20 protein-coding genes and 1 tRNA gene are annotated in these 16,878 nt (G+C 69.3%); 11 read left to right on the top strand and 10 right to left on the bottom strand.

From position 1 onward, the window contains the following. The first annotated feature begins 40 nt into the window (after positions 1-40). Genes pstC through pstB form a run of 3 tightly spaced genes read left to right on the top strand, consistent with a single transcriptional unit; the run spans position 41 to position 2,894 of the window. The gene (gene pstC / locus H284_RS0116010; RefSeq protein ID WP_018191821.1) at positions 41-988 is read left to right on the top strand and encodes a phosphate ABC transporter permease subunit PstC; all 948 of its coding nucleotides are present in this window, start codon (positions 41-43) and stop codon (positions 986-988) included. Next, positions 988-2,079, top strand: a complete 1,092-nt coding sequence (gene pstA / locus H284_RS0116005; protein WP_020077032.1) for a phosphate ABC transporter permease PstA — start codon at positions 988-990, stop codon at positions 2,077-2,079. Before pstC ends, pstA begins: the two co-directional genes overlap by 1 nt. Before the next feature lie 35 nt (positions 2,080-2,114). Then, positions 2,115-2,894, top strand: coding sequence for a phosphate ABC transporter ATP-binding protein PstB (gene pstB / locus H284_RS0116000; RefSeq protein ID WP_018191823.1), 780 nt, complete (start codon positions 2,115-2,117; stop codon positions 2,892-2,894). A gap of 105 nt (positions 2,895-2,999) precedes the next feature. Here pstB and H284_RS0115995 read toward each other — a convergent pair whose 3' ends face one another. The 3 genes from H284_RS0115995 to H284_RS0115985 form a co-directional block, all read right to left on the bottom strand. Continuing rightward, positions 3,000-3,776, bottom strand: a complete 777-nt coding sequence (locus tag H284_RS0115995; RefSeq protein ID WP_020077031.1) for an anti-sigma factor — start codon at positions 3,774-3,776, stop codon at positions 3,000-3,002. Beyond that, positions 3,773-4,333, bottom strand: coding sequence for an ECF RNA polymerase sigma factor SigK (gene sigK, locus H284_RS0115990; protein WP_020077030.1), 561 nt, complete (start codon positions 4,331-4,333; stop codon positions 3,773-3,775). Before sigK ends, H284_RS0115995 begins: the two co-directional genes overlap by 4 nt. Before the next feature lie 244 nt (positions 4,334-4,577). Further along, a complete protein-coding gene (locus tag H284_RS0115985; RefSeq protein WP_018191826.1) occupies positions 4,578-5,207 on the bottom strand; it encodes a hypothetical protein in 630 nt (209 codons plus the stop codon). A 56-nt stretch (positions 5,208-5,263) separates the two neighbouring features. Between H284_RS0115985 and H284_RS0115980 the strand changes: the two genes are divergently transcribed. The 5 genes from H284_RS0115980 (at position 5,264) to H284_RS0115960 (ending at position 9,045) form a co-directional block, all read left to right on the top strand. Next, a tRNA-Lys gene (locus H284_RS0115980) sits at positions 5,264-5,336 on the top strand. Positions 5,337-5,388: 52 nt separating this feature from the next. Further along, a complete protein-coding gene (locus H284_RS21100; protein WP_018191827.1) occupies positions 5,389-5,535 on the top strand; it encodes a type II toxin-antitoxin system Phd/YefM family antitoxin in 147 nt (48 codons plus the stop codon). A 204-nt stretch (positions 5,536-5,739) separates the two neighbouring features. Further along, a complete protein-coding gene (locus H284_RS0115970; RefSeq protein WP_231371262.1) occupies positions 5,740-7,980 on the top strand; it encodes a CBM35 domain-containing protein in 2,241 nt (746 codons plus the stop codon). A gap of 130 nt (positions 7,981-8,110) precedes the next feature. After that, positions 8,111-8,647, top strand: a complete 537-nt coding sequence (locus H284_RS0115965; RefSeq protein WP_231371261.1) for a barstar family protein — start codon at positions 8,111-8,113, stop codon at positions 8,645-8,647. Further along, entirely contained in the window at positions 8,644-9,045 is a 402-nt protein-coding gene (locus tag H284_RS0115960) for a hypothetical protein (RefSeq protein ID WP_020077027.1), read from the top strand. The genes H284_RS0115965 and H284_RS0115960 overlap by 4 nt, the downstream gene beginning before the upstream one ends. A 12-nt stretch (positions 9,046-9,057) precedes the next feature. Here H284_RS0115960 and H284_RS0115955 read toward each other — a convergent pair whose 3' ends face one another. The 4 genes from H284_RS0115955 to H284_RS0115940 all read right to left on the bottom strand — a co-directional run bounded on the left by H284_RS0115955 (position 9,058) and on the right by H284_RS0115940 (position 12,073). Continuing rightward, the gene (locus H284_RS0115955; protein ID WP_020077026.1) at positions 9,058-9,477 is read right to left on the bottom strand and encodes a hypothetical protein; all 420 of its coding nucleotides are present in this window, start codon (positions 9,475-9,477) and stop codon (positions 9,058-9,060) included. 47 nt (positions 9,478-9,524) lie between these two features. Next, on the bottom strand, positions 9,525-9,824 hold the full coding sequence (locus H284_RS0115950) for a hypothetical protein (protein ID WP_231371260.1): 300 nt from the start codon (positions 9,822-9,824) through the stop codon (positions 9,525-9,527). Between the two features lie 94 nt (positions 9,825-9,918). Then, positions 9,919-11,121, bottom strand: a complete 1,203-nt coding sequence (locus H284_RS0115945; protein ID WP_020077024.1) for an AAA family ATPase — start codon at positions 11,119-11,121, stop codon at positions 9,919-9,921. A gap of 52 nt (positions 11,122-11,173) precedes the next feature. Next, a complete protein-coding gene (locus H284_RS0115940; RefSeq protein ID WP_020077023.1) occupies positions 11,174-12,073 on the bottom strand; it encodes a DUF6578 domain-containing protein in 900 nt (299 codons plus the stop codon). 69 nt (positions 12,074-12,142) lie between these two features. On the opposite strand from H284_RS0115940, the gene H284_RS0115935 reads away from it, so the two are divergent. After that, entirely contained in the window at positions 12,143-12,697 is a 555-nt protein-coding gene (locus H284_RS0115935) for a hypothetical protein (RefSeq protein ID WP_020077022.1), read from the top strand. Between the two features lie 13 nt (positions 12,698-12,710). On the opposite strand, the gene H284_RS0115930 is transcribed toward H284_RS0115935, so the two are convergent. After that, positions 12,711-13,316, bottom strand: coding sequence for a DUF4232 domain-containing protein (locus H284_RS0115930; protein ID WP_020077021.1), 606 nt, complete (start codon positions 13,314-13,316; stop codon positions 12,711-12,713). A 105-nt stretch (positions 13,317-13,421) separates the two neighbouring features. On the opposite strand from H284_RS0115930, the gene H284_RS0115925 reads away from it, so the two are divergent. After that, positions 13,422-14,516: a calcium:cation antiporter gene (locus H284_RS0115925; RefSeq protein ID WP_020077020.1), complete on the top strand. Its 1,095-nt coding sequence runs from the start codon at positions 13,422-13,424 to the stop codon at positions 14,514-14,516. Between the two features lie 70 nt (positions 14,517-14,586). On the opposite strand, the gene H284_RS0115920 is transcribed toward H284_RS0115925, so the two are convergent. Then, positions 14,587-15,159 carry a TetR/AcrR family transcriptional regulator gene (locus H284_RS0115920; RefSeq protein ID WP_020077019.1) on the bottom strand — a complete coding sequence of 191 codons (573 nt, stop codon included), beginning with the start codon at positions 15,157-15,159 and terminating at the stop codon, positions 14,587-14,589. A 91-nt stretch (positions 15,160-15,250) separates the two neighbouring features. Between H284_RS0115920 and H284_RS0115915 the strand changes: the two genes are divergently transcribed. Beyond that, the gene (locus H284_RS0115915; protein ID WP_020077018.1) at positions 15,251-15,955 is read left to right on the top strand and encodes an SDR family oxidoreductase; all 705 of its coding nucleotides are present in this window, start codon (positions 15,251-15,253) and stop codon (positions 15,953-15,955) included. On the opposite strand, the gene H284_RS0115910 is transcribed toward H284_RS0115915, so the two are convergent. Further along, positions 15,934-16,869, bottom strand: coding sequence for an aldose 1-epimerase family protein (locus H284_RS0115910; protein ID WP_020077017.1), 936 nt, complete (start codon positions 16,867-16,869; stop codon positions 15,934-15,936). The genes H284_RS0115915 and H284_RS0115910 overlap by 22 nt on opposite strands. Between the last annotated feature and the right edge of the window lie 9 nt (positions 16,870-16,878).

The following is a 16,878-nucleotide window of genomic DNA, read 5'->3' as shown; positions in this document are numbered from 1 at the left end:
AGCCGTCCCCCACGGCGCACCCGATGAGAGAAAGCAACGAATGACCGCCGGAACAGTAGGAGCCATCAGGCCGAAGGCGAAGGTCCGCCTCGGCGACCGGGTCTTCTCGACCAGCACCATCGTGGCCGGATCCCTGATCCTCGCCACCCTCGCCGCCGTTGCGATCTTCCTGGTCGTGCAGAGCATCCCGGCTCTGTTCGCCCACGCAGGCGAGCTGCCCAACAACGCGACGAACTTCTGGTCGTGGGTCTGGCCGCTCGTCTTCGGCACCATCTGGGCGGCGCTGATCGCGCTGCTGATCGCGACCCCGCTGTCCATCGGCATCGCGCTGTTCATCTCGCACTACGCACCGCGCCGCGTCGCCTCGGTGCTCGGCTACATCATCGACCTCCTCGCCGCGGTCCCCTCCGTCGTCTTCGGCCTCTGGGGCATCGCGACGCTCTCCTCGTTCGTCCAGCCCTTCTACGTCTGGCTCGGCGACAACCTCGGCTGGATCCCGTTCTTCGCGCCGCCGGTCTCCGGCACCGGCCGCACCATCCTCACCGCCGGCCTGGTGCTCGCCGTCATGGTCATCCCGATCATGACCGCCATCTGCCGCGAGATCTTCCTGCAGACCCCGCGCCTCCACGAGGAGGCCGCCCTCGCCCTCGGCGCGACGCGCTGGGAGATGGTCAAGATGGCCGTCCTCCCCTTCGCCCGCAGCGGCATCATCTCCGCCATCATGCTCGGCCTCGGCCGCGCCCTCGGCGAGACCCTGGCCATCGCGATGGTGCTCTCGCCCGCCCTGATCGTGAAGTTCGCGGTGCTGCAGGCACAGAGCCCGAACACGATCGCGGCGAATATCGCCCTGCAGTTCCCCGAGGCGACCGGCCTCGGCGTGAACGCGCTCATCGCCTCCGGTCTCGTGCTGTTCGTGGTGACCCTGCTCATCAACATGCTCGCCCGCTACATCGTCAGCCGCCGCAAGGCCTTCTCTGGAGCGAACTGATGGCCACGACCACCGCTACCGCCCCGCGCCCCCTCGCCAACTCCTACACCGCCGGCAAGCTGCCCCGCTGGGCGCCGTGGACGATGCTCGTCGTCTCGTGGGTCGTCTTCGCCGCGATCTTCGCGATGCTTGCCGCGAGCGGCGCGACGAAGGACTTCAACATCGTCGGCGCGATCTTCTTCGGCACCGTGCTGTTCGACATCGCGATCTACACCACATCCCTGCTGGTCGAGGGCTCCCGCAAGGCCGTGGACCGGCTGGTCACCTCGCTCGTCGCGACCGCGTTCATCATCGCCCTCCTCCCGCTGATCTCCCTCGGCTGGACGGTCGTCTCGCAGGGCCTCGCCCGCTTCGACATCGCCTTCTTCTCGGAGTCGATGCGCAACGTCATCGGCGACGGCGGCGGCGCGCTCCACGCGATCGTCGGAACGCTCGAGATCACCCTCATGGCGGCGGTCATCTCCGTGCCCATCGGCCTCCTGACCTCCATCTACCTGGTGGAGTACGGGCGCGGTATGCTCTCGCGCGGCATCACCTTCTTCGTCGACGTGATGACCGGCATCCCCTCGATCGTCGCCGGCCTGTTCGCGTACGCCCTGTTCGCGCTGTTCTTCGGTCCCGGCATCCGCAACGGCTTCATGGGGGCCGTCGCCCTGTCGGTGCTGATGATCCCCGTCGTCGTGCGGTCCAGCGAGGAGATCCTGCGGATCGTCCCCAACGAGCTGCGTGAGGCATCCCTCGCCCTCGGCGTCCCCAAGTGGCTGACCGTGCTCAAGGTGGTGCTGCCGACCTCGCTCGCCGGCCTCGTGACCGGCGTCATGCTCGCCATCGCCCGAGTCATCGGCGAGACCGCGCCGCTGCTCATCGTCGCGGGCTTCACGACGAGCATGAACTACGACCTCTTCAACGACCGGATGATGACCCTGCCGGTGTTCGTGTACACCCAGTACACGCAGGCCGCCGGGCTCCACGCGCAGGCCCAGATCGACCGCGCCTGGACGGGCGCCCTCGCGCTGATCATCATCGTGATGCTGCTCAACCTGGCCGGCCGCATCATCGCCAAGGCCTTCGCTCCCAAGTACGGCCGCTGAACCCGCACCCCAACACCCGACAGCCAAGGAATCAAGTGTCCAAGCGCATCGAAGTCAACGACCTCAACGTCTACTACGGCAAGTTCCGTGCCGTCGAGGGCGTTTCGCTCACCATCGAGCCCCGCTCCGTGACGGCCTTCATCGGCCCGTCGGGATGCGGCAAGTCGACGTTCCTCCGCACCCTCAACCGCATGCATGAGGTCATCCCCGGCGCGTACGTCGAGGGCGAGGTGCTCATCGACGGCAACAACCTGTACGGCCCGGGCGTCGACCCCGTCCTCGTGCGCCGCCAGGTGGGCATGGTGTTCCAGCGCCCGAACCCGTTCCCGACCATGAGCATCCGCGACAACGTGCTCGCCGGCGTGAAGCTCAACAACCGCCGGATGTCGAAGAGCGAGGCCGACGACCTGGTCGAGAGCTCGCTGCAGGGCGCCAACCTGTGGAACGAGGTCAAGGACCGCCTCAACCTCCCCGGCTCCGGCCTCTCCGGCGGCCAGCAGCAGCGTCTGTGCATCGCCCGCGCGATCGCCGTCTCCCCCGACGTCCTGCTGATGGACGAGCCGTGCTCGGCCCTCGACCCGATCTCCACGCTCGCGATCGAGGACCTCATCGAGGAGCTGAAGAACGACTACACGATCGTGATCGTGACCCACAACATGCAGCAGGCGTCGCGCGTCTCGGACCGCACCGCGTTCTTCAACATCGCGGGCACCGGCAAGCCGGGCAAGCTCATCGAGTACAACGACACCAACCAGATCTTCTCCAACCCGACCGTGCAGGCCACCGAGGACTACGTCTCCGGCCGCTTCGGTTGATCCGGGCGCGACCCCGCGGTCGCAGCAAACACGAGAACGCCGCCGATCAGTGCGATCGGCGGCGTTCTGCGTACGCGCTCGTCGTGTCCTGCCGGACGATCCCGGTCAGGACGCGATGGCGACGATGGGCGGGCTCGTCGGCTTGTCGGACCCACCGCTCGGCTCCACCGTGACGCCGACCGTGTCCCCCGCCGCCATGTCGCCGGTGAGCACGCGCCAGGTCGATCCCGAGTTCGCCGGGTTCATCGTCCCGGCGGGGATCGCCTGCCCGTCGCGCAGGTACCAGAGCTCGTAGGTCTTGTCGCCGGGAAGCGCCGGGAGGTCGTTGGCGACGAGCGCGGAACGTCCCAGTTCGCCCGACCACACGAGGGTCGCCGTTCCGCCGCCCTCGACCTGCGCGGTCGCCCGCTGCACGTCAGGAGCGGCGTTGATCTCTGCCAGGGCGGACGCCTGCTGCGATTGGTACGAGTTGCCGCCGGAGAGTGTCGAGCCGACGAACGCTCCGCCGACGAACAGCACGATCGCGGCTGCGGCGGCGCCCAGGAGAAGGGCAGGGCGCTGGAACCAGCGGCGCTGTGCGGCGCGCTCGGCGCGGCCCGGGGTGGCCTCGGGCGTCGCTACAGGGGTCGGAGAGGCGTCGGCTGCTTCGGCCGGGGCCGCGACGGGCCCTGCCGTCGGCTGGGCGACATCCTGAGCCGGCAGCTGCGGGGTGTTCTGCAGCTGCGCGAACAGCGCCGCCTTGAGTTCCGGGCGGGGCTGGACGGGCTCGGCGGAGAGCGCCAGTTCGGCGGCGACGTCCTCGAAGGCACGGGCCTCCTGCTCGTCGTCCGCCCCCAGGTGGTAGCCGAGGCGCCCGGCGTCTCGGTCGTCTTCGCGGGTCATGTCGTCACCCCCAGTTCCTCGCGCAGCCGTATCATCGCATCGCGCAGCCGAGTCTTCGCTGTGCCGAGCGGGATTCCGAGCTCGGCTGCGACCTCGGACTGGCTGAGTCCCCCGTAGTAGGCGAGGGTGACGGCCTGCCGCTGCGGCTCGCTCAGTTTCGCCATGGCCACCTCCACCCTCTCGTGCTCGACCCGGACCTCCACCGTCTCGGCCACCTGGTCGTAGGCGGTCGGGAGGTCGCGGATGCCCACCACCGTGTCCCGGTCGCGCGACGCCTGCGATGCGCGGATCCGGTCGACAGCGCGCCGGTGGGCCATGGTCATGATCCACGTCTGCGCTCGACCTTTATTCGGATCGAACCGCGGAGCGGATTGCCACGCCTCGAGGAAGACCTCCTGGGCGACCTCCTCCGACTGCGCGCCGTCGATGAGGAGGCGGCGGATGAGTCCGAGGACGCGCGCCGCAGTCAGGTCGTAGAAGCGCGAGAACGCTTCCTGATCGCCGGCGGCGGTGCGGACGAGGAGGGCGTCGAGGTCGACCGCAGGGGCGTCGTCCACGTCGTCTCCGCTCTCATCCGGCCTGCCGGGAGTCGTCCCGCCGATGCTCGAACGGGCTTCTCCTGAACAGAAGAGTGCCGGGCCGCAGAACGCCTCTCGGCGCGAGGCCGCTCGAAGCGGCTAGTTTTGGAGCCCGGGGTTACTGCGGCCCGGCGACACCCAGTGTACAGGAGCGGTTCGCGGCGCCTATCGGCGTGGCGTTCGCAGCGGGAGAACGCGGATGCCGCCGCGGGGGTTGACCTGCTCAGTCGAGCGATCCCGACCGCCACAGCCGTGCGCACGCCGTCAGTTCTTCTGCGGTGCGGGTGAAGCGCAGAGCCCGCGTGGTCAGCTCACTCGCCCGCTCCGGGTCGAGCACGTCGCGGTCGTCGGCGACGGAGGCGGCCCCGGCTGCTGCGACCCGGCAGAACGCGGCCGCCCGGTCGAGCGCGACCGCGAAGTCGCCCTCGAACAGGCCGCGGAGGATGCGGTCGGCGAGCTCGGTGATCTCCGCCGGTCCCGCCGGGTTCGGGGCGCCCGCCACGACCGCGTCGATGGACCCGAGCACCTCGGTGCCGCGTTGGAACAGGTACGCGGTGCCCTCCGCATCCTGGCGAATGAGAAGCCGGATGAGGTAGATGCGCCACAGCGCGCCGGGCAGGCTCTTTGCGTTGGACCGAGACCACAGTTCGGCGAGCGCATCGATGCCGTGCTGGTCGGTGAACGCGACCAGCCGGTCCACGACCTCCGCGTCCGGGTTCTCGCGCACCCGCGCGAGCAGGGCACGGGCGGTCTCGTGCGCGACCCGGCTGATCTGCGCGGGATCCTCCCCGCCCATGAAAGCCTCGAACATCCCACTCGTGAACAGCGCGGGCTTGTGGAACCGGTCAGACATCCCCCTATTCTGCCCCCGCCACGGGACAGGGTGAATCCACGCTAGATTGGAGGTGAGGGCCTGTAGCTCAGTTGGCAGAGCATCGGACTTTTAATCCGCGGGTCGTGGGTTCGAGCCCCACCGGGCCCACCCTTATCAGCACACTGCAGTGGTTCGGGATCGTGAACTACCCGGAGGAACCATGGCCATCACCGCGCCGGAACACGAGCGCGACTGCTGCCAAACCGCCTACCTGCTGCGCTCACCAAGGAACGCACGGCGCCTGATGGATGCGATCGAGAGCGCGCATAGAGGCGACGCCATCGAGCGCCCCCTAGTCGAGGAGTGATCGGAAGCACCTGGCTCGAACCGGTTCGACGCTGGGTGACATAACGGTGCGTTCAAGCTCGGAATGGGGCGGACGGCACCCAAATGTTGCGCGAAACAACATCTATTGGCGGCGCAAAGCCTTTGCGCTAGGGTGTGTGTCGAACCGGTTCGACAATGCGGTGCCGAAGTCCGTCACCGTTTTGATGCGAAGGAGCATCCGACCATGTCACTCACCCACTCGACCGTCGCGAGCAGGCGATCTCGCCGCCGGTCCCCCCTGTTGCGCATCTCTGTCGCGGGCGCTGCAGCCGCTTCTCTGGTCGCTGCCGGAGCAGCGCTTCCTGCCGTCGCGGCAATCGGAGGAAACACCCTCTCCATCGACGCGGCGTCGGTCGTGCGTCCCGTCACGCATGTCGCCGCCGGCGGCCTGTACGGTCTCGCGACCGCGAGCACGCCCGATCCCGCCTCATTGCTGCCGCTGCACGTCAATCAGTTCACCCAGCCGGCACCAGGCGTCCAGCAGTTGGGGAACGGCGCGACCACTCCATCCGGCGACGCGCTCAAGGTCGCGCCGTCGCTGATCTCGGCGGGCGGCCAGGAGACCGTCCGCATGCCGGATATCTACCCGGACTGGCCGTACAAGTGGGTCAGTTGGAGCGACTACCTGTCGAAGGTCGACACGATGGTCCAGGCGCGCGTCTCGGCCACCTCCACAACCAACATCAACGGGTGGGAGCTGTGGAACGAGCCGGACGGCACCTGGAACACCTCGGCGGCCGGTCCGTTCAACGACGGCTGGTCGCGCATCTACAACGAGGTCAAGAAGTACGACACCGTCACCCCGATCGTGGGCCCGAGCATCTCCAGCTACAACCACGACTGGATGACCAGCTTCCTCACCGCCGCGAAGAACGCCGGCACCGTGCCGGATGTCATCAGCTGGCACCTGTGGAGCTCCGACGCCCTGCCCGGCGAACTGGCCGACCTGCGCGGGATCGAGAGCTCACTCGGCATCTCGCCGCGCCCGGTGTCGATCAACGAGTACGCCTGGCCCGACCAGGTGGATGTCCCCGCATCATCACTGCGCTACCTCGCGACCTTCGAGCGCGCCACCGATGTCCGTGACGCCGAACGCGCCTACTGGTACGAGTCCGGCACGATGAACGGCCTGTTCGTCAACGGGCAGCCGACCGGCACTTACTGGCTCTACAAGTGGTACGGCGACATGACCGGCAACATGGTGTCCGTGGCCCAGAACGGCCTGCAGGACGGCATCGCATCACTCGACACGACCCGCAAGATCCTCACGGCCGTCGTGGGGGGCGCAACCGGCGACAACACCGTGTCGGTGAAGAACCTCAGCGGCTTCGGCTCGTCGGTAGCCGTCACCGTGCTCTCCACGCCGGACTCCGGCCGTCTGCACGCCGTGTCCGCTCCGACGACCATCTGGTCGGGATCCCTCACGGTCACCAACGGAGCCATCAGCATCCCGCTCACCGGGCAGGACCCGGGCGCCGCGTACGAGATCGTCGTCACGCCGACCAGCGGACCGGTCACCTCGTACCAGCAGACGTACGAGGCAGAGAACGCCTCCGTGGTCAACGGCATCCGCTACTCCTCCTCCGCCGCGTCCAACGGCGGATACGTCGGCGGCCTGGACAACAGCGGCGACATGCGGAACGACAGCTTCGTCGACTTCCTGGTCAACGTCCCGGTCGCGGCCGACTACAGTCTGTCGATCCGCTACGCCAACGGCACGGGTGCCACCTCCACCCAGGGCATCGCCTACGACGGCGGCGCCTGGAGCACGGTCAGCTATCCCGCGACCGGCGGATGGGGCGCCCAAGGGAAGTTCGCGACGGTCTCCGGACCGACCCTCCACCTCACCGCCGGATACAACATGATCCGGCTCGCGAAGGGGTCGCCGTACTTCGCCGGCGGCACCGGTTACGCCGAGCTCGACTCCATCTCCCTGTCCACGACCGCTGCCGTTCCCGGTTGGTCGCAGCCGTCGAATCCGCCCGCGGCGACCTTCGTGCAGCGGCTGGAGGCGGAGTCCGGAACCGTCTCCGGCGGCAACGTCACCGCCTCGTCGAACGCGTCCGGCGGAAGCTTCGTCGGCGGACTCGACTCCTCCACCAGCTCGGTCACCTTCCATCCCAACGTCCCCACCGCCGGCACCTATCGGCTCCAGCTGGGCTACGCCAACGACGGGGGTTACACGCAGAACGGGACGCTGGATGCGGTGGTCGGGCTCACCGTCAACGGCGGGGCCGCGACGAACGTGACCCTTCCCGTCACGGGGCCGTGGGGTGCGAACGGCGGATCCTTCCCGGTGGCGACCACGACGGTGCAGCTCAACGCAGGCACGAACTCGGTCACGATCGCCCACCAGGCGAACCAGAACTACGCGGAGCTCGACTACGCGCAGTTCTCCTCCCCGGCGGGTGCGGTCGTCCGGTAAGGGACACCGCTTCTCGAGTGGCGCCTGTCGCCCCCAGCATGACAGGCGCCGCCCGGAAGGGCCGGACCCGGGAGATCGGGTCCGGCCCTTCGCTTGCTTCTCGACGCCTCATGCGAGATAGGTTTCTCTCGTGGCTGTGTGGGAAGCGGACGACCAGGATCCCGGATTCCAACTGGCCAGGAACGGATTCGTGACGAAGTTCCACTCGGCAGCCGTCGTCGATGAGTCGCTCGCCTCCTTCCGGTCGACCGGCTACCGCGTCGTCCGGCTGGATACCGCATCCTGGACCAACGAAGCCGACCTTCACGACGCGCTGAGTACCGCCCTCGACTTCCCCGCCTACTACGGCCGCAACTTCGCCGCGCTGTCCGACTGCCTCCAGGACGTCGCCGAGCAGGCGTACGGATGGACGGAAGCTGACACGGGACTCATCATCGAACTCGACCACCTCGATCGGTTCCGCGCGACGATGCCGGCCGCCTGCGGCATGCTGCTCGACATCCTCATCGACACGGCTCGTCTCGGAGCACTCCTCGGCAACCGGATTCTGTGCGTGATCCGGTCGGACGACCCGCTGCTGGATGTCGGACCGGTCGGTGGCGCGGAGCCCCCGTGGAACCCACGCGAGTGGCTCCTCTCCGACCGTGTGGATGGGGTCGCGCCGTGAGCGTGACCCCCGCGCACAGCGCAGCGATCGACGAGCTGCGGGCTCTCCCCGAGCTGTCGTGGGGTCAGACCGCTCTGCTGAGCTGTCTCGAGCGTCTCCGTTCGGGCGGCCCGACTTCCGCGAAAGAGGTCACCGTCGTCGACGCGTGGGCGTTCGACGACGGCTTCTGCGCCATCTTCGGATCACCCTGGGGTCCCACCGTGGGGCTGCGTGTCACGGCAACCGGCGAGCAATACTCCGGTGCGTACACCGATCACCCGACGGCGGAGGAGTTCGGGACGGACATCGCCGACTTCAGTATCGCCGAGCCGCTAGGGCGCGTCGCCGATGAACTCGTCTTCGATGCCGTCGGTATCGGCTGGTGGGGTGATCCCCCGTTTTCCAGACGGGTCAGTTGACCGCCATGCCACTCAGTACCACGTGCCGCCCCCGTCTTCGGCGGGTTCAGCTCGGTAGTCGAAGAGTGTCCGCATCTCGTCGTTGAACCTGCGCCCAGCGCGTAGCGGCAGGTGCGTGGTCCACCAGCTCTTGCCGGGCGCAACCGGTGTCGGAGTGAGCAGCCGCCGGAATTGCTCATCCAAGTCATCGACCTGGCGAGCGAACTCTTCGAACTCCGGGAACCGTTGAGCGGTGGGATCGCGGAGGACCTGTTCGATGAAGTCTCGGGGCGCGAGATCGTTGAAGTACTCGGCAACGTAGTCGTTATAGCCCCCTGCGACGTTGGTGATGATCGCGTAATAGCCGTGGAGCAAGCTAGCGGGGTCGCGCTTCTTGCCCGTCCCCGGATACGGCCGCACGATGTTCTGCACGTGGGTCGCGAATTCAGACACGCGTGAAGGATACCGGCGGCGGCCGTAGCCTGCGGCGTGAGCGGCGTTCACCCTCGGCGCGTCGCTCGCGGAGCCCGCACTAGCACCACAGTGAGGACGACGGTCACCAGGACGCTGTAGAGCCAGCTACCGACGACCGCGAGCAGCACGAGCCAGTGTTGGGACGACGGCGTCGCCGCGACGGACCAGATGGCGGCGGCGAGGAAGGCGGACATGACCACCGTGGCCGTCCACCGCGCGGTCAGCCGCCAGGCCATCCCCCACGTGCTCACCGGCCGCGGGGGCGTCGTGACACCCGCCAGCCATCCGCCGGGCTGCGCGAGTCCCGGCGCTCGGCTCTCTTTCATGGGCGTCAGCGGGCGCGAGACCGCGCGGTCCCATCGGTGCCGCCGGCCGGGGTCACTCACACGCCAGAATCTACACCGGAGCGGGGACGAGCATTCAGCGGGTGGGCCAGTGCCAGGTGGGGCGGTCGAGGAGACCCTCCTGGCCGCGCACGTGGGTCTCCCCCAGCTGCTTCTCCAGGTGGATGCGGCTCACGTCGTCGACGAGGTCGCGGTCGGCCGCGGAACGCTGGATCGCGTCCTGCAGCTCGTGGGAGTGCGTGACGACCACGAGCTGCGCGTTGGCCGACGCGGCGACGATGAGGGAGCCGAGGGCGGGCAGCAGATCGGGGTGGAGGCTGGTCTCCGGCTCGTTGACGACCAGCAGCTGCGGCGGCCGCGGTGACAGCAGCGCGGCCGCCCAGAGCAGAAAGCGCAGGGTGCCGTCCGACAGCTCCGCGCCCGCGAGCGGACGGAGCAGCCCGGCCTGCCGGACGGCCACCGAGAACTGCGCGCCGTCGACCACGATCTCGACCCGGCTGCCGGGGAACGCCGCATCAACGGCCGCGTCGAAGGGGTCGCCGCCGCCCGACTCGCGGATGGTCTGGATGGCCGCCGCGACATCCGTCCCGTCGGCGGCGAGCACCGGCGTGCGCGTTCCGAGCTGCGGAAGCCGCGCCGGGGCCGCCGTGTCGGTGCGGAAGTGGTCGTAGAAGCGCCACGCGCGCAGGTTCTCGCGCACCCGCAGCACCTCCGGGGCACGGACAGGATCGACGACCTCTGTGAGGATGCTCTCGAACGTGCGCAGGGTCTTGCCGAGCTCCGTCCAGCCGCCGTCGTCGCCGCGCACGCGGACGTGGCCGCCGCGCCGCTCGGCCGCCAGGCTCGACGGTCGAGGGGCCGGCCCCGTCCACACGGTCTCCAGCTTCAGCTCAGGATCGCGGCCGAACGCGGTGTCCTTGCTCGGCTGCGGCAGTCCGAGGTCGAGGGCGTAGCCGAGGCCAACGGCGTCGTCGTCGAGTTGCACGCCAAGCCGGAGTGCGACCGGATCACGACGGACGGTGCCCTGGACGGGCGCGTCGCCCTGGAGCATCGCCCGGCCGAGCCGCTCCGGACCGGCCCACAGGGTGGAATCGAGTCCGCCCTCGCGCGCGATCGCGACGACCACCTCATCCCGCCCGCACCCGGCCAGCAGCCGCAGCGCCCGGTAGAGCGACGACTTGCCCGCCCCGTTCGCACCGGTCACCACGGTCAGCCGCCCCAGCGGGATGACGAGGTCGCGCAGCGAGCGATAGCCGGAGACGGCGACGGTGGAGATCACTCCGGGATCGTATCGGGGGCCGCCGACGCGAGTGGATGCGCGCGACCTGCCATCAGACTTCGTCGCTCCACGGAAGGAAAGGATTTCCGGACCGCGCGCGCTCGATCCGCTCGTGGTCGGAACCTCCCAGCATCACGACGTCGCCGCCGAGGGGAAACCGCGAGACGGTCGTCGTCGCCTCGTACGCGCGCCCATCTGCCGTCGTCGCGATGGAGACGATCGTCCAGTCATCCACCGTCTCGGAGAAGCGCCCCGCCGCGGCTGCGGCGACGAGGTCGCGGAGGACGGCGACGCCAGCTTCGTCGTCGGTCAGCGTCCACTCCGCATGCTCGATCTCCGCCGTGAGCTGATCGAGGTAGGCGTTCCACCGCACAGCGGCCGCCCCTTCCCGACGCGGCTGCAGCGTGACGGAGGCGTCCTCGCGGCCGCGGAGCACATCCACCGCGTCTCCGAACTCTGAGGCGACTTCCGCGACCAGCGTCGTCAGCAGAGGCAGTATCCGCGGCGGCAGAGGGACGTCGAAGTCGGGGGCAGGCGACAGCTCGACCTCGGGAGCGGGATCGGGCAGGCGCGTTCCCGACGGGATGCGGAGGCGCACCCGGTAGTCCGGGCCGCCATAACCCGCCGGGTGGCCCTCGGTCGGCACCCGGTCGACATCGCGTTCGATCCGATCCTCCGGGTCGTTGGTGCGGTAGTGAGCACCGGGGACCGGAACCAACCGCTCGTACGACGCGACGATCCGCTCGACGCGCCCGGTGACATCGGCGACAGGCACACGGTCGTCATACGGATGGAGTTCGTGGAGATACGTGGGAACGCCATCCTGGGCCGACGAGTCCTGGGTGGGAGCGCGGAGCGTCAACGTCACATCCTCGCCGGCCGCGAAAGGCGTGCCGCAGCAGGCGAACTCCGCGGAGAACACGAATACATCGATGGCGGAGGCGGCGTCCATGTCGCAACGCTACCGGGCACCGGAAATCATGCAACGAACTGTTCACCGAGCGGCCCTAGCGTTGCGACCGTGACCATCTCGCGCCCGAGCGTGCCGGATGTCGATGCAGGCACTCCGCGCTCGACGCCGGCCGTGGATGCGGCGACCCGCACCGCGTCCGGGATGCTGGCGCGTGCGGTCCGGCTCTGGCCGGGAGCTGCGGCGCTGATGCTGGGCTGCGTTGCGGCCGTCGCGATGCTCGGCGTCGCGGCCGCCTCGGAATTCCCGCTGTTCTCCGAGGCGTCGGCCGAGCGCGGGCGGGACTGCACGACGATCCGGAGCGCGCGCCACGCCCTCGACGCCGCGCTGGATGCGCACCTCGCGGCGCTCGGGGCGCATCCCGTCGAGGCGGGGTCGGCGATCCAAGAGGCCGTTACGACGTTCCGCGCGGACACGAGCGACATCGCGACGGACGCCGTGGAGCGCGCCCTCGACCCCGTCGACCGGACGCTGGACGACCTGCAGGGCGCCGTCGACGGGCAGGGCTTCGCTCGCGACCCCGCCGCGGCACTCGCCGATGCGAACAGGGCCGCGGCAGATCTGCGGGAGTCGTGGGACGGACCGCTCGCCCGCGTCTGCCAATGACTCGGACGCCGGATCAGCTGCCGGCGACCAGCGCGCCGACGGTGAGCAGCGATACTGAATCCTTCGTGCACGCCGTCACGCCCGCATTCTTCACGAACAGCGACTCGGTCGACCCGGGCGGGTAGACCCGGAAGCCGTCGGCCTGCTTCGGAGCGCAGTCCGCCTCGGGGTAGTTCAGTGCCTGGGTGATGCGCAGCGGCGCCTGGGCGGTCCCGCCTGCCTTGAGCATGACGGTCGGATGCGGTGTACTGCGGTCGAACTCGGCCGCGGCACCCAGCTGCGTGCCGTTTCCATCGCCGACGAACGACACCCCCGGCCAGCCCTGCAGAGAGCATTCGCTGGAACCATTGTTCGTGAGCACGAGGGTCACCTCCACGCTGCCGGCCGCGCCGCCGCCACCCTGTGCGATGGTCCCGGAGAGGTCTCCCGTGTCGCACTGGCCGTCGATCGGCGTCGAGGTCGCCGTGGAAGTGGGGGTCGGCCTCGGCGTGGACGTCGTCGATGCGGAGGGCGATCCGGTCGGCGACGGACTCGGCGAGACGCATCCCGCCAGGAGGACGGCGAACGTGAAGGCGACGGCGCTCGCGGAGAGCGCGCGGAGGGTCGGAGTCCCGGTCATGGGCCCATCCAACCGGTCCTCGGCGGCCGAACCCGCGGGACCCGCCGGACGACGGCGACGGAACCTGCCCGAAGCCCTCGGAGGGCGGCCTGGCAGGATGGATGCATGAAAGCGCTCGGCACCTGGCTCGCACGATGGTGGACGATCGGGGTGCCGGTGATCGGCGTCGTGGTCCTGGTGGCGTTCTGGGCGGTGGAGCTGAACACGATCGCCGTCATCGTGATCGCCGTCGTCCTGGCCGGGACGGTGCTGGCGGCCGTCCAGCACGCGGAGGTGGTGGCCCACCGGGTCGGGGAGCCGTTCGGTTCGCTCGTCCTCGCCGTCGCGGTCACCATCATCGAGGTGGCCTTGATCGTGACGCTCATGACCACGGGCAAGGACTCCCCCGAGCTCGCGCGCGACACCGTCTTCTCGGCCGTGATGATCACGATGAACGGCATCGTCGGCCTCTCGCTGCTGCTCAGCGCATCCCGCCGCGAGTCCACCGCCTTCAACGCGCAGGGCAGTGGAGCGGCACTCGCGACGGTCACCGCGCTCGCCACCCTGACGATGGTGCTGCCGAGCTTCACGTCGGCGCCCGGCCCGGTGTTCTCCGGACCGCAGCTGGTGTTCGCGGCGATCGCCTCCCTCGCCCTGTACGGGATGTTCGTCTTCACCCAGACGGTGGCGCATCGCGACTTCTTCCTCCCGGTGGGCAGAAAGGGCAAGCCCCTGACCGAGGACGACCACGCCGAAGCGCCGACCAAGCGCGCGGCCCTGACCAGCCTCGGGCTTCTGCTCGTGTCCCTGGTCGCGGTCGTCGGATTGGCCAAGCTGGAGTCGACACCGATCGAGCGGGCGGTGACCGGGATCGGGCTGCCGCAGTCGTTCGTGGGCGTCGTCATCGCGCTGCTCGTGCTGCTGCCGGAGGGAATCGCAGCAGCCAAGGCGGCATCGCGCAACCGCACGCAGACGAGCCTCAATCTGGCGCTCGGCTCGGCGATGGCGAGCATCGGGCTCACCATCCCGGCGATCGCGGTCGCGTCGATCTGGCTGCCGGGCGCACTGCACCTCGGACTCGGGTCGAGTCAGATCGTGCTGCTGGTGCTGACGGTGCTCGTCAGCATCCTCACCATCGTGCAGGGACGCGCGGTGCGGCTGCAGGGCGGCATCCACCTGGTGCTGTTCGCGGCGTTCATCTTCCTGTCGATCGCGCCCTAGCTCGCGACATTCGTGCCGAATGTGCGTTTTGGCGGCGCCAGAACGCACATTCGGCACGAATGTGCGCAGGTCAGGCAGTCGCGGCGTCGAAGAGCTGGGCGGCGGCGAGGCGGGCCGCGTCGGGCGTGCCGCCGCGCATGGCGGCACTCGCCGAAGCTCCGTCGAACAGCAGGGTCAGCTGGATGGCGAGGGTGCGGGGGTCAGCTGCTCCGGCGGCCGCGGCCTGGCGCTCGAAGTAGGCGGTCAGCTCGTCCTTGAACCCGCGGGCGACCACGGCGGCGGGATGCTCGCGGTCGCGCAGCTCGGTCGCAACGTTGACGAAGGGGCAGCCGTAGAAGTCGCTGGCCTCTGCGGCGGCGTGCAGGGCGTCGAAGACGTGGAGCACGCGGTCCCGTGGGGCGGCACCCTCGTCGGCGTCGAAGTATCCCGTGACGACACGCGGCCCGTACTCCTGGAGCATGGTCGCGACGATCGCATCCTTGCCGTCGAAGTGCTGGTAGATCGAGCGCTTCGAGACCTCGGCCTCCTGGGCGAGCCGGTCGACGCCGACCGCGTTGACACCCTCGCGCACGAACAGACGTGCGGCGGCCGCGAGCACGCGATCCCGCGGCTTCGGCCGGGCGGGGGCGGTGGCTGTGGACATGCCTCGATCCTAGTCAGGCGCTTGCAAAAAGTAAACCGATCTGTGTACATTGCGAGTACACAGATCGGTTTACCTTCGGAAGGACCCCCTCATGACCGACATCACCGGCCGCGTCGCCCTCGTCACCGGCGCCAATCGCGGCCTCGGTGCCGCCTTCGTCGCAGCGCTCCTCGAGCGCGGCGCGACGAAGGTCTACGCCGCCGCCCGCCGCCCCGAGACCGTCACGAGCGACGACCCGCGCGTCGTCCCCCTCGCCCTCGATGTGACCGATGCGGACAGCATCCGCCGGGCGGCCGAGGTCGCGAGCGACGTCACGATCCTCGTCAACAACGCGGGCATCGCCGTCAACGAGTCGCTCGTCACCGGCGACCTCGACGAAATCCACCGCGAGTTCGACACCAACTTCTGGGGACCGGTGCTCGTCACGCGCGCCTTCGCCCCCGTCCTCGAGGCCAACGGCGGCGGCGCCATCGTGAACATGCACTCCGCCCTCAGCTGGCTCGCCTTCGGCTCCTACAGCGCGACGAAGGCCGCCCTGTGGTCGGCAAGCAACTCGAGCCGCGTGGAGCTCGCGCCGGCGGGCATCCAGGTCGTCGGCGTCCACGTCGGTTACGTCGACACCGAGATGGCGGCGGACGCGACCGGCGTGAAGGTCCCGCCGCGTCAGGTCGCCGACGAGGCCCTCGACACCGTGCAGGAGGGTGGAGCGGAGGCGATCGTCGGAGAGGTCGCGCAGCAGGTCAAGTCGCACCTCCACGAGGACGTGCGCGTGCTCTACCCCCAGCTGGCCAGGTAGGCCTCGCCGCCGAATCCTTCCGGGCGGACGCCCCAGCTCACCGACCAGGTCTCGCCCGGCTCCAGCCAGCGCAGACCGCGGCCCGAGTTGAGGGCGTTCGCCGGGGCGGTCATCGGCTCGATCGCGAGCGCCACTCCCCCGGGCTTCGTCGCGAACGACCGGTGCGTGAACACCTGCACGTAACGGAACGCCTCATCGGCCCAGAGCACGACTTGACGGCCGTCATCGGCGGCGAGGATGTGCTCCACCGGCCCGTCGGGCAGGTCGGCGAAGCCGGTGTCGAGCTGCAGCTCGCTGACCCGGCGACCCGCCGAGAGGTCGAACGACGTTCCCGCGACCGGCGACTCGCCGGTGACGTTGCTTCGGTCGTCCGTCTCGAACCGGGTGCGCGCCGCCACGGTGACGGTCAACTGCTCCGGCGGAACGTCCGCGATGCGGAGGTAGGGGTGCGCGCCGACGGCCACCGGCGCCGCCGTCTCGCCGGCATTGCTGATGGTGTGGGTGACCTGCAACCCCTCGGTGTGCAGTTCGTGGGTCACCGTGGTGTCGAGAAGGAACGGGTACCCGGGCTCGGGATAGACGGTCGCGGCCTGCGTGACCATCGAGTCGGACTGCTCGACCAGCTCGTACGGGCGGCGCCGCAGCAGGCCGTGGATGGCGTTCCGCTTCGCCGGTTCGGTCAGGTCGAGCTGCCGCGGCTCCCCGTCGAACTCCCACCGGCCGTCCGCGACCCGGTTGGGCCAGGGGACGAGCACGATCCCGCACGCCGAGGGCGGCTGCTCCCCCGAAGGGTAAGGCTCGGTCAGGTCGGATTCGGCGAAGCGCAGCGAGCGGATGCCGGCTCCCACCTGCACGATGGTGGCGCTCAGGTCGCCGAAATCGAGTTCGTACTGTTCACCGGTGGCGGGTCGCATGGCAACAGA

This window comes from Cryocola sp. 340MFSha3.1, from assembly GCF_000383315.1.
Lineage (GTDB): Bacteria > Actinomycetota > Actinomycetes > Actinomycetales > Microbacteriaceae > Leifsonia.
The sequence above is the reverse complement of the archived record's forward strand: the minus strand, read 5'-3'. Positions and strand labels throughout refer to the sequence as shown.

What these genes read in the sequence shown, in the direction of transcription:
- pstC (WP_018191821.1), top strand. Translation starts at nt 41, where the DNA reads ATGACCGCCGGAACAGTAGGAGCCATCAGGCCGAAGGCGAAGGTCCGC.
- pstA (WP_020077032.1), top strand. Translation starts at nt 988, where the DNA reads ATGGCCACGACCACCGCTACCGCCCCGCGCCCCCTCGCCAACTCCTAC.
- H284_RS0115995 (WP_020077031.1), bottom strand. Translation starts at nt 3,776, where the DNA reads ATGACCCGCGAAGACGACCGAGACGCCGGGCGCCTCGGCTACCACCTG.
- H284_RS0115985 (WP_018191826.1), bottom strand. Translation starts at nt 5,207, where the DNA reads ATGTCTGACCGGTTCCACAAGCCCGCGCTGTTCACGAGTGGGATGTTC.
- H284_RS21100 (WP_018191827.1), top strand. Translation starts at nt 5,389, where the DNA reads ATGGCCATCACCGCGCCGGAACACGAGCGCGACTGCTGCCAAACCGCC.
- H284_RS0115970 (WP_231371262.1), top strand. Translation starts at nt 5,740, where the DNA reads ATGTCACTCACCCACTCGACCGTCGCGAGCAGGCGATCTCGCCGCCGG.
- H284_RS0115950 (WP_231371260.1), bottom strand. Translation starts at nt 9,824, where the DNA reads ATGAAAGAGAGCCGAGCGCCGGGACTCGCGCAGCCCGGCGGATGGCTG.
- H284_RS0115940 (WP_020077023.1), bottom strand. Translation starts at nt 12,073, where the DNA reads ATGGACGCCGCCTCCGCCATCGATGTATTCGTGTTCTCCGCGGAGTTC.
- H284_RS0115930 (WP_020077021.1), bottom strand. Translation starts at nt 13,316, where the DNA reads ATGACCGGGACTCCGACCCTCCGCGCGCTCTCCGCGAGCGCCGTCGCC.
- H284_RS0115925 (WP_020077020.1), top strand. Translation starts at nt 13,422, where the DNA reads ATGAAAGCGCTCGGCACCTGGCTCGCACGATGGTGGACGATCGGGGTG.
- H284_RS0115920 (WP_020077019.1), bottom strand. Translation starts at nt 15,159, where the DNA reads ATGTCCACAGCCACCGCCCCCGCCCGGCCGAAGCCGCGGGATCGCGTG.
- H284_RS0115915 (WP_020077018.1), top strand. Translation starts at nt 15,251, where the DNA reads ATGACCGACATCACCGGCCGCGTCGCCCTCGTCACCGGCGCCAATCGC.
- H284_RS0115910 (WP_020077017.1), bottom strand. Translation starts at nt 16,869, where the DNA reads ATGCGACCCGCCACCGGTGAACAGTACGAACTCGATTTCGGCGACCTG.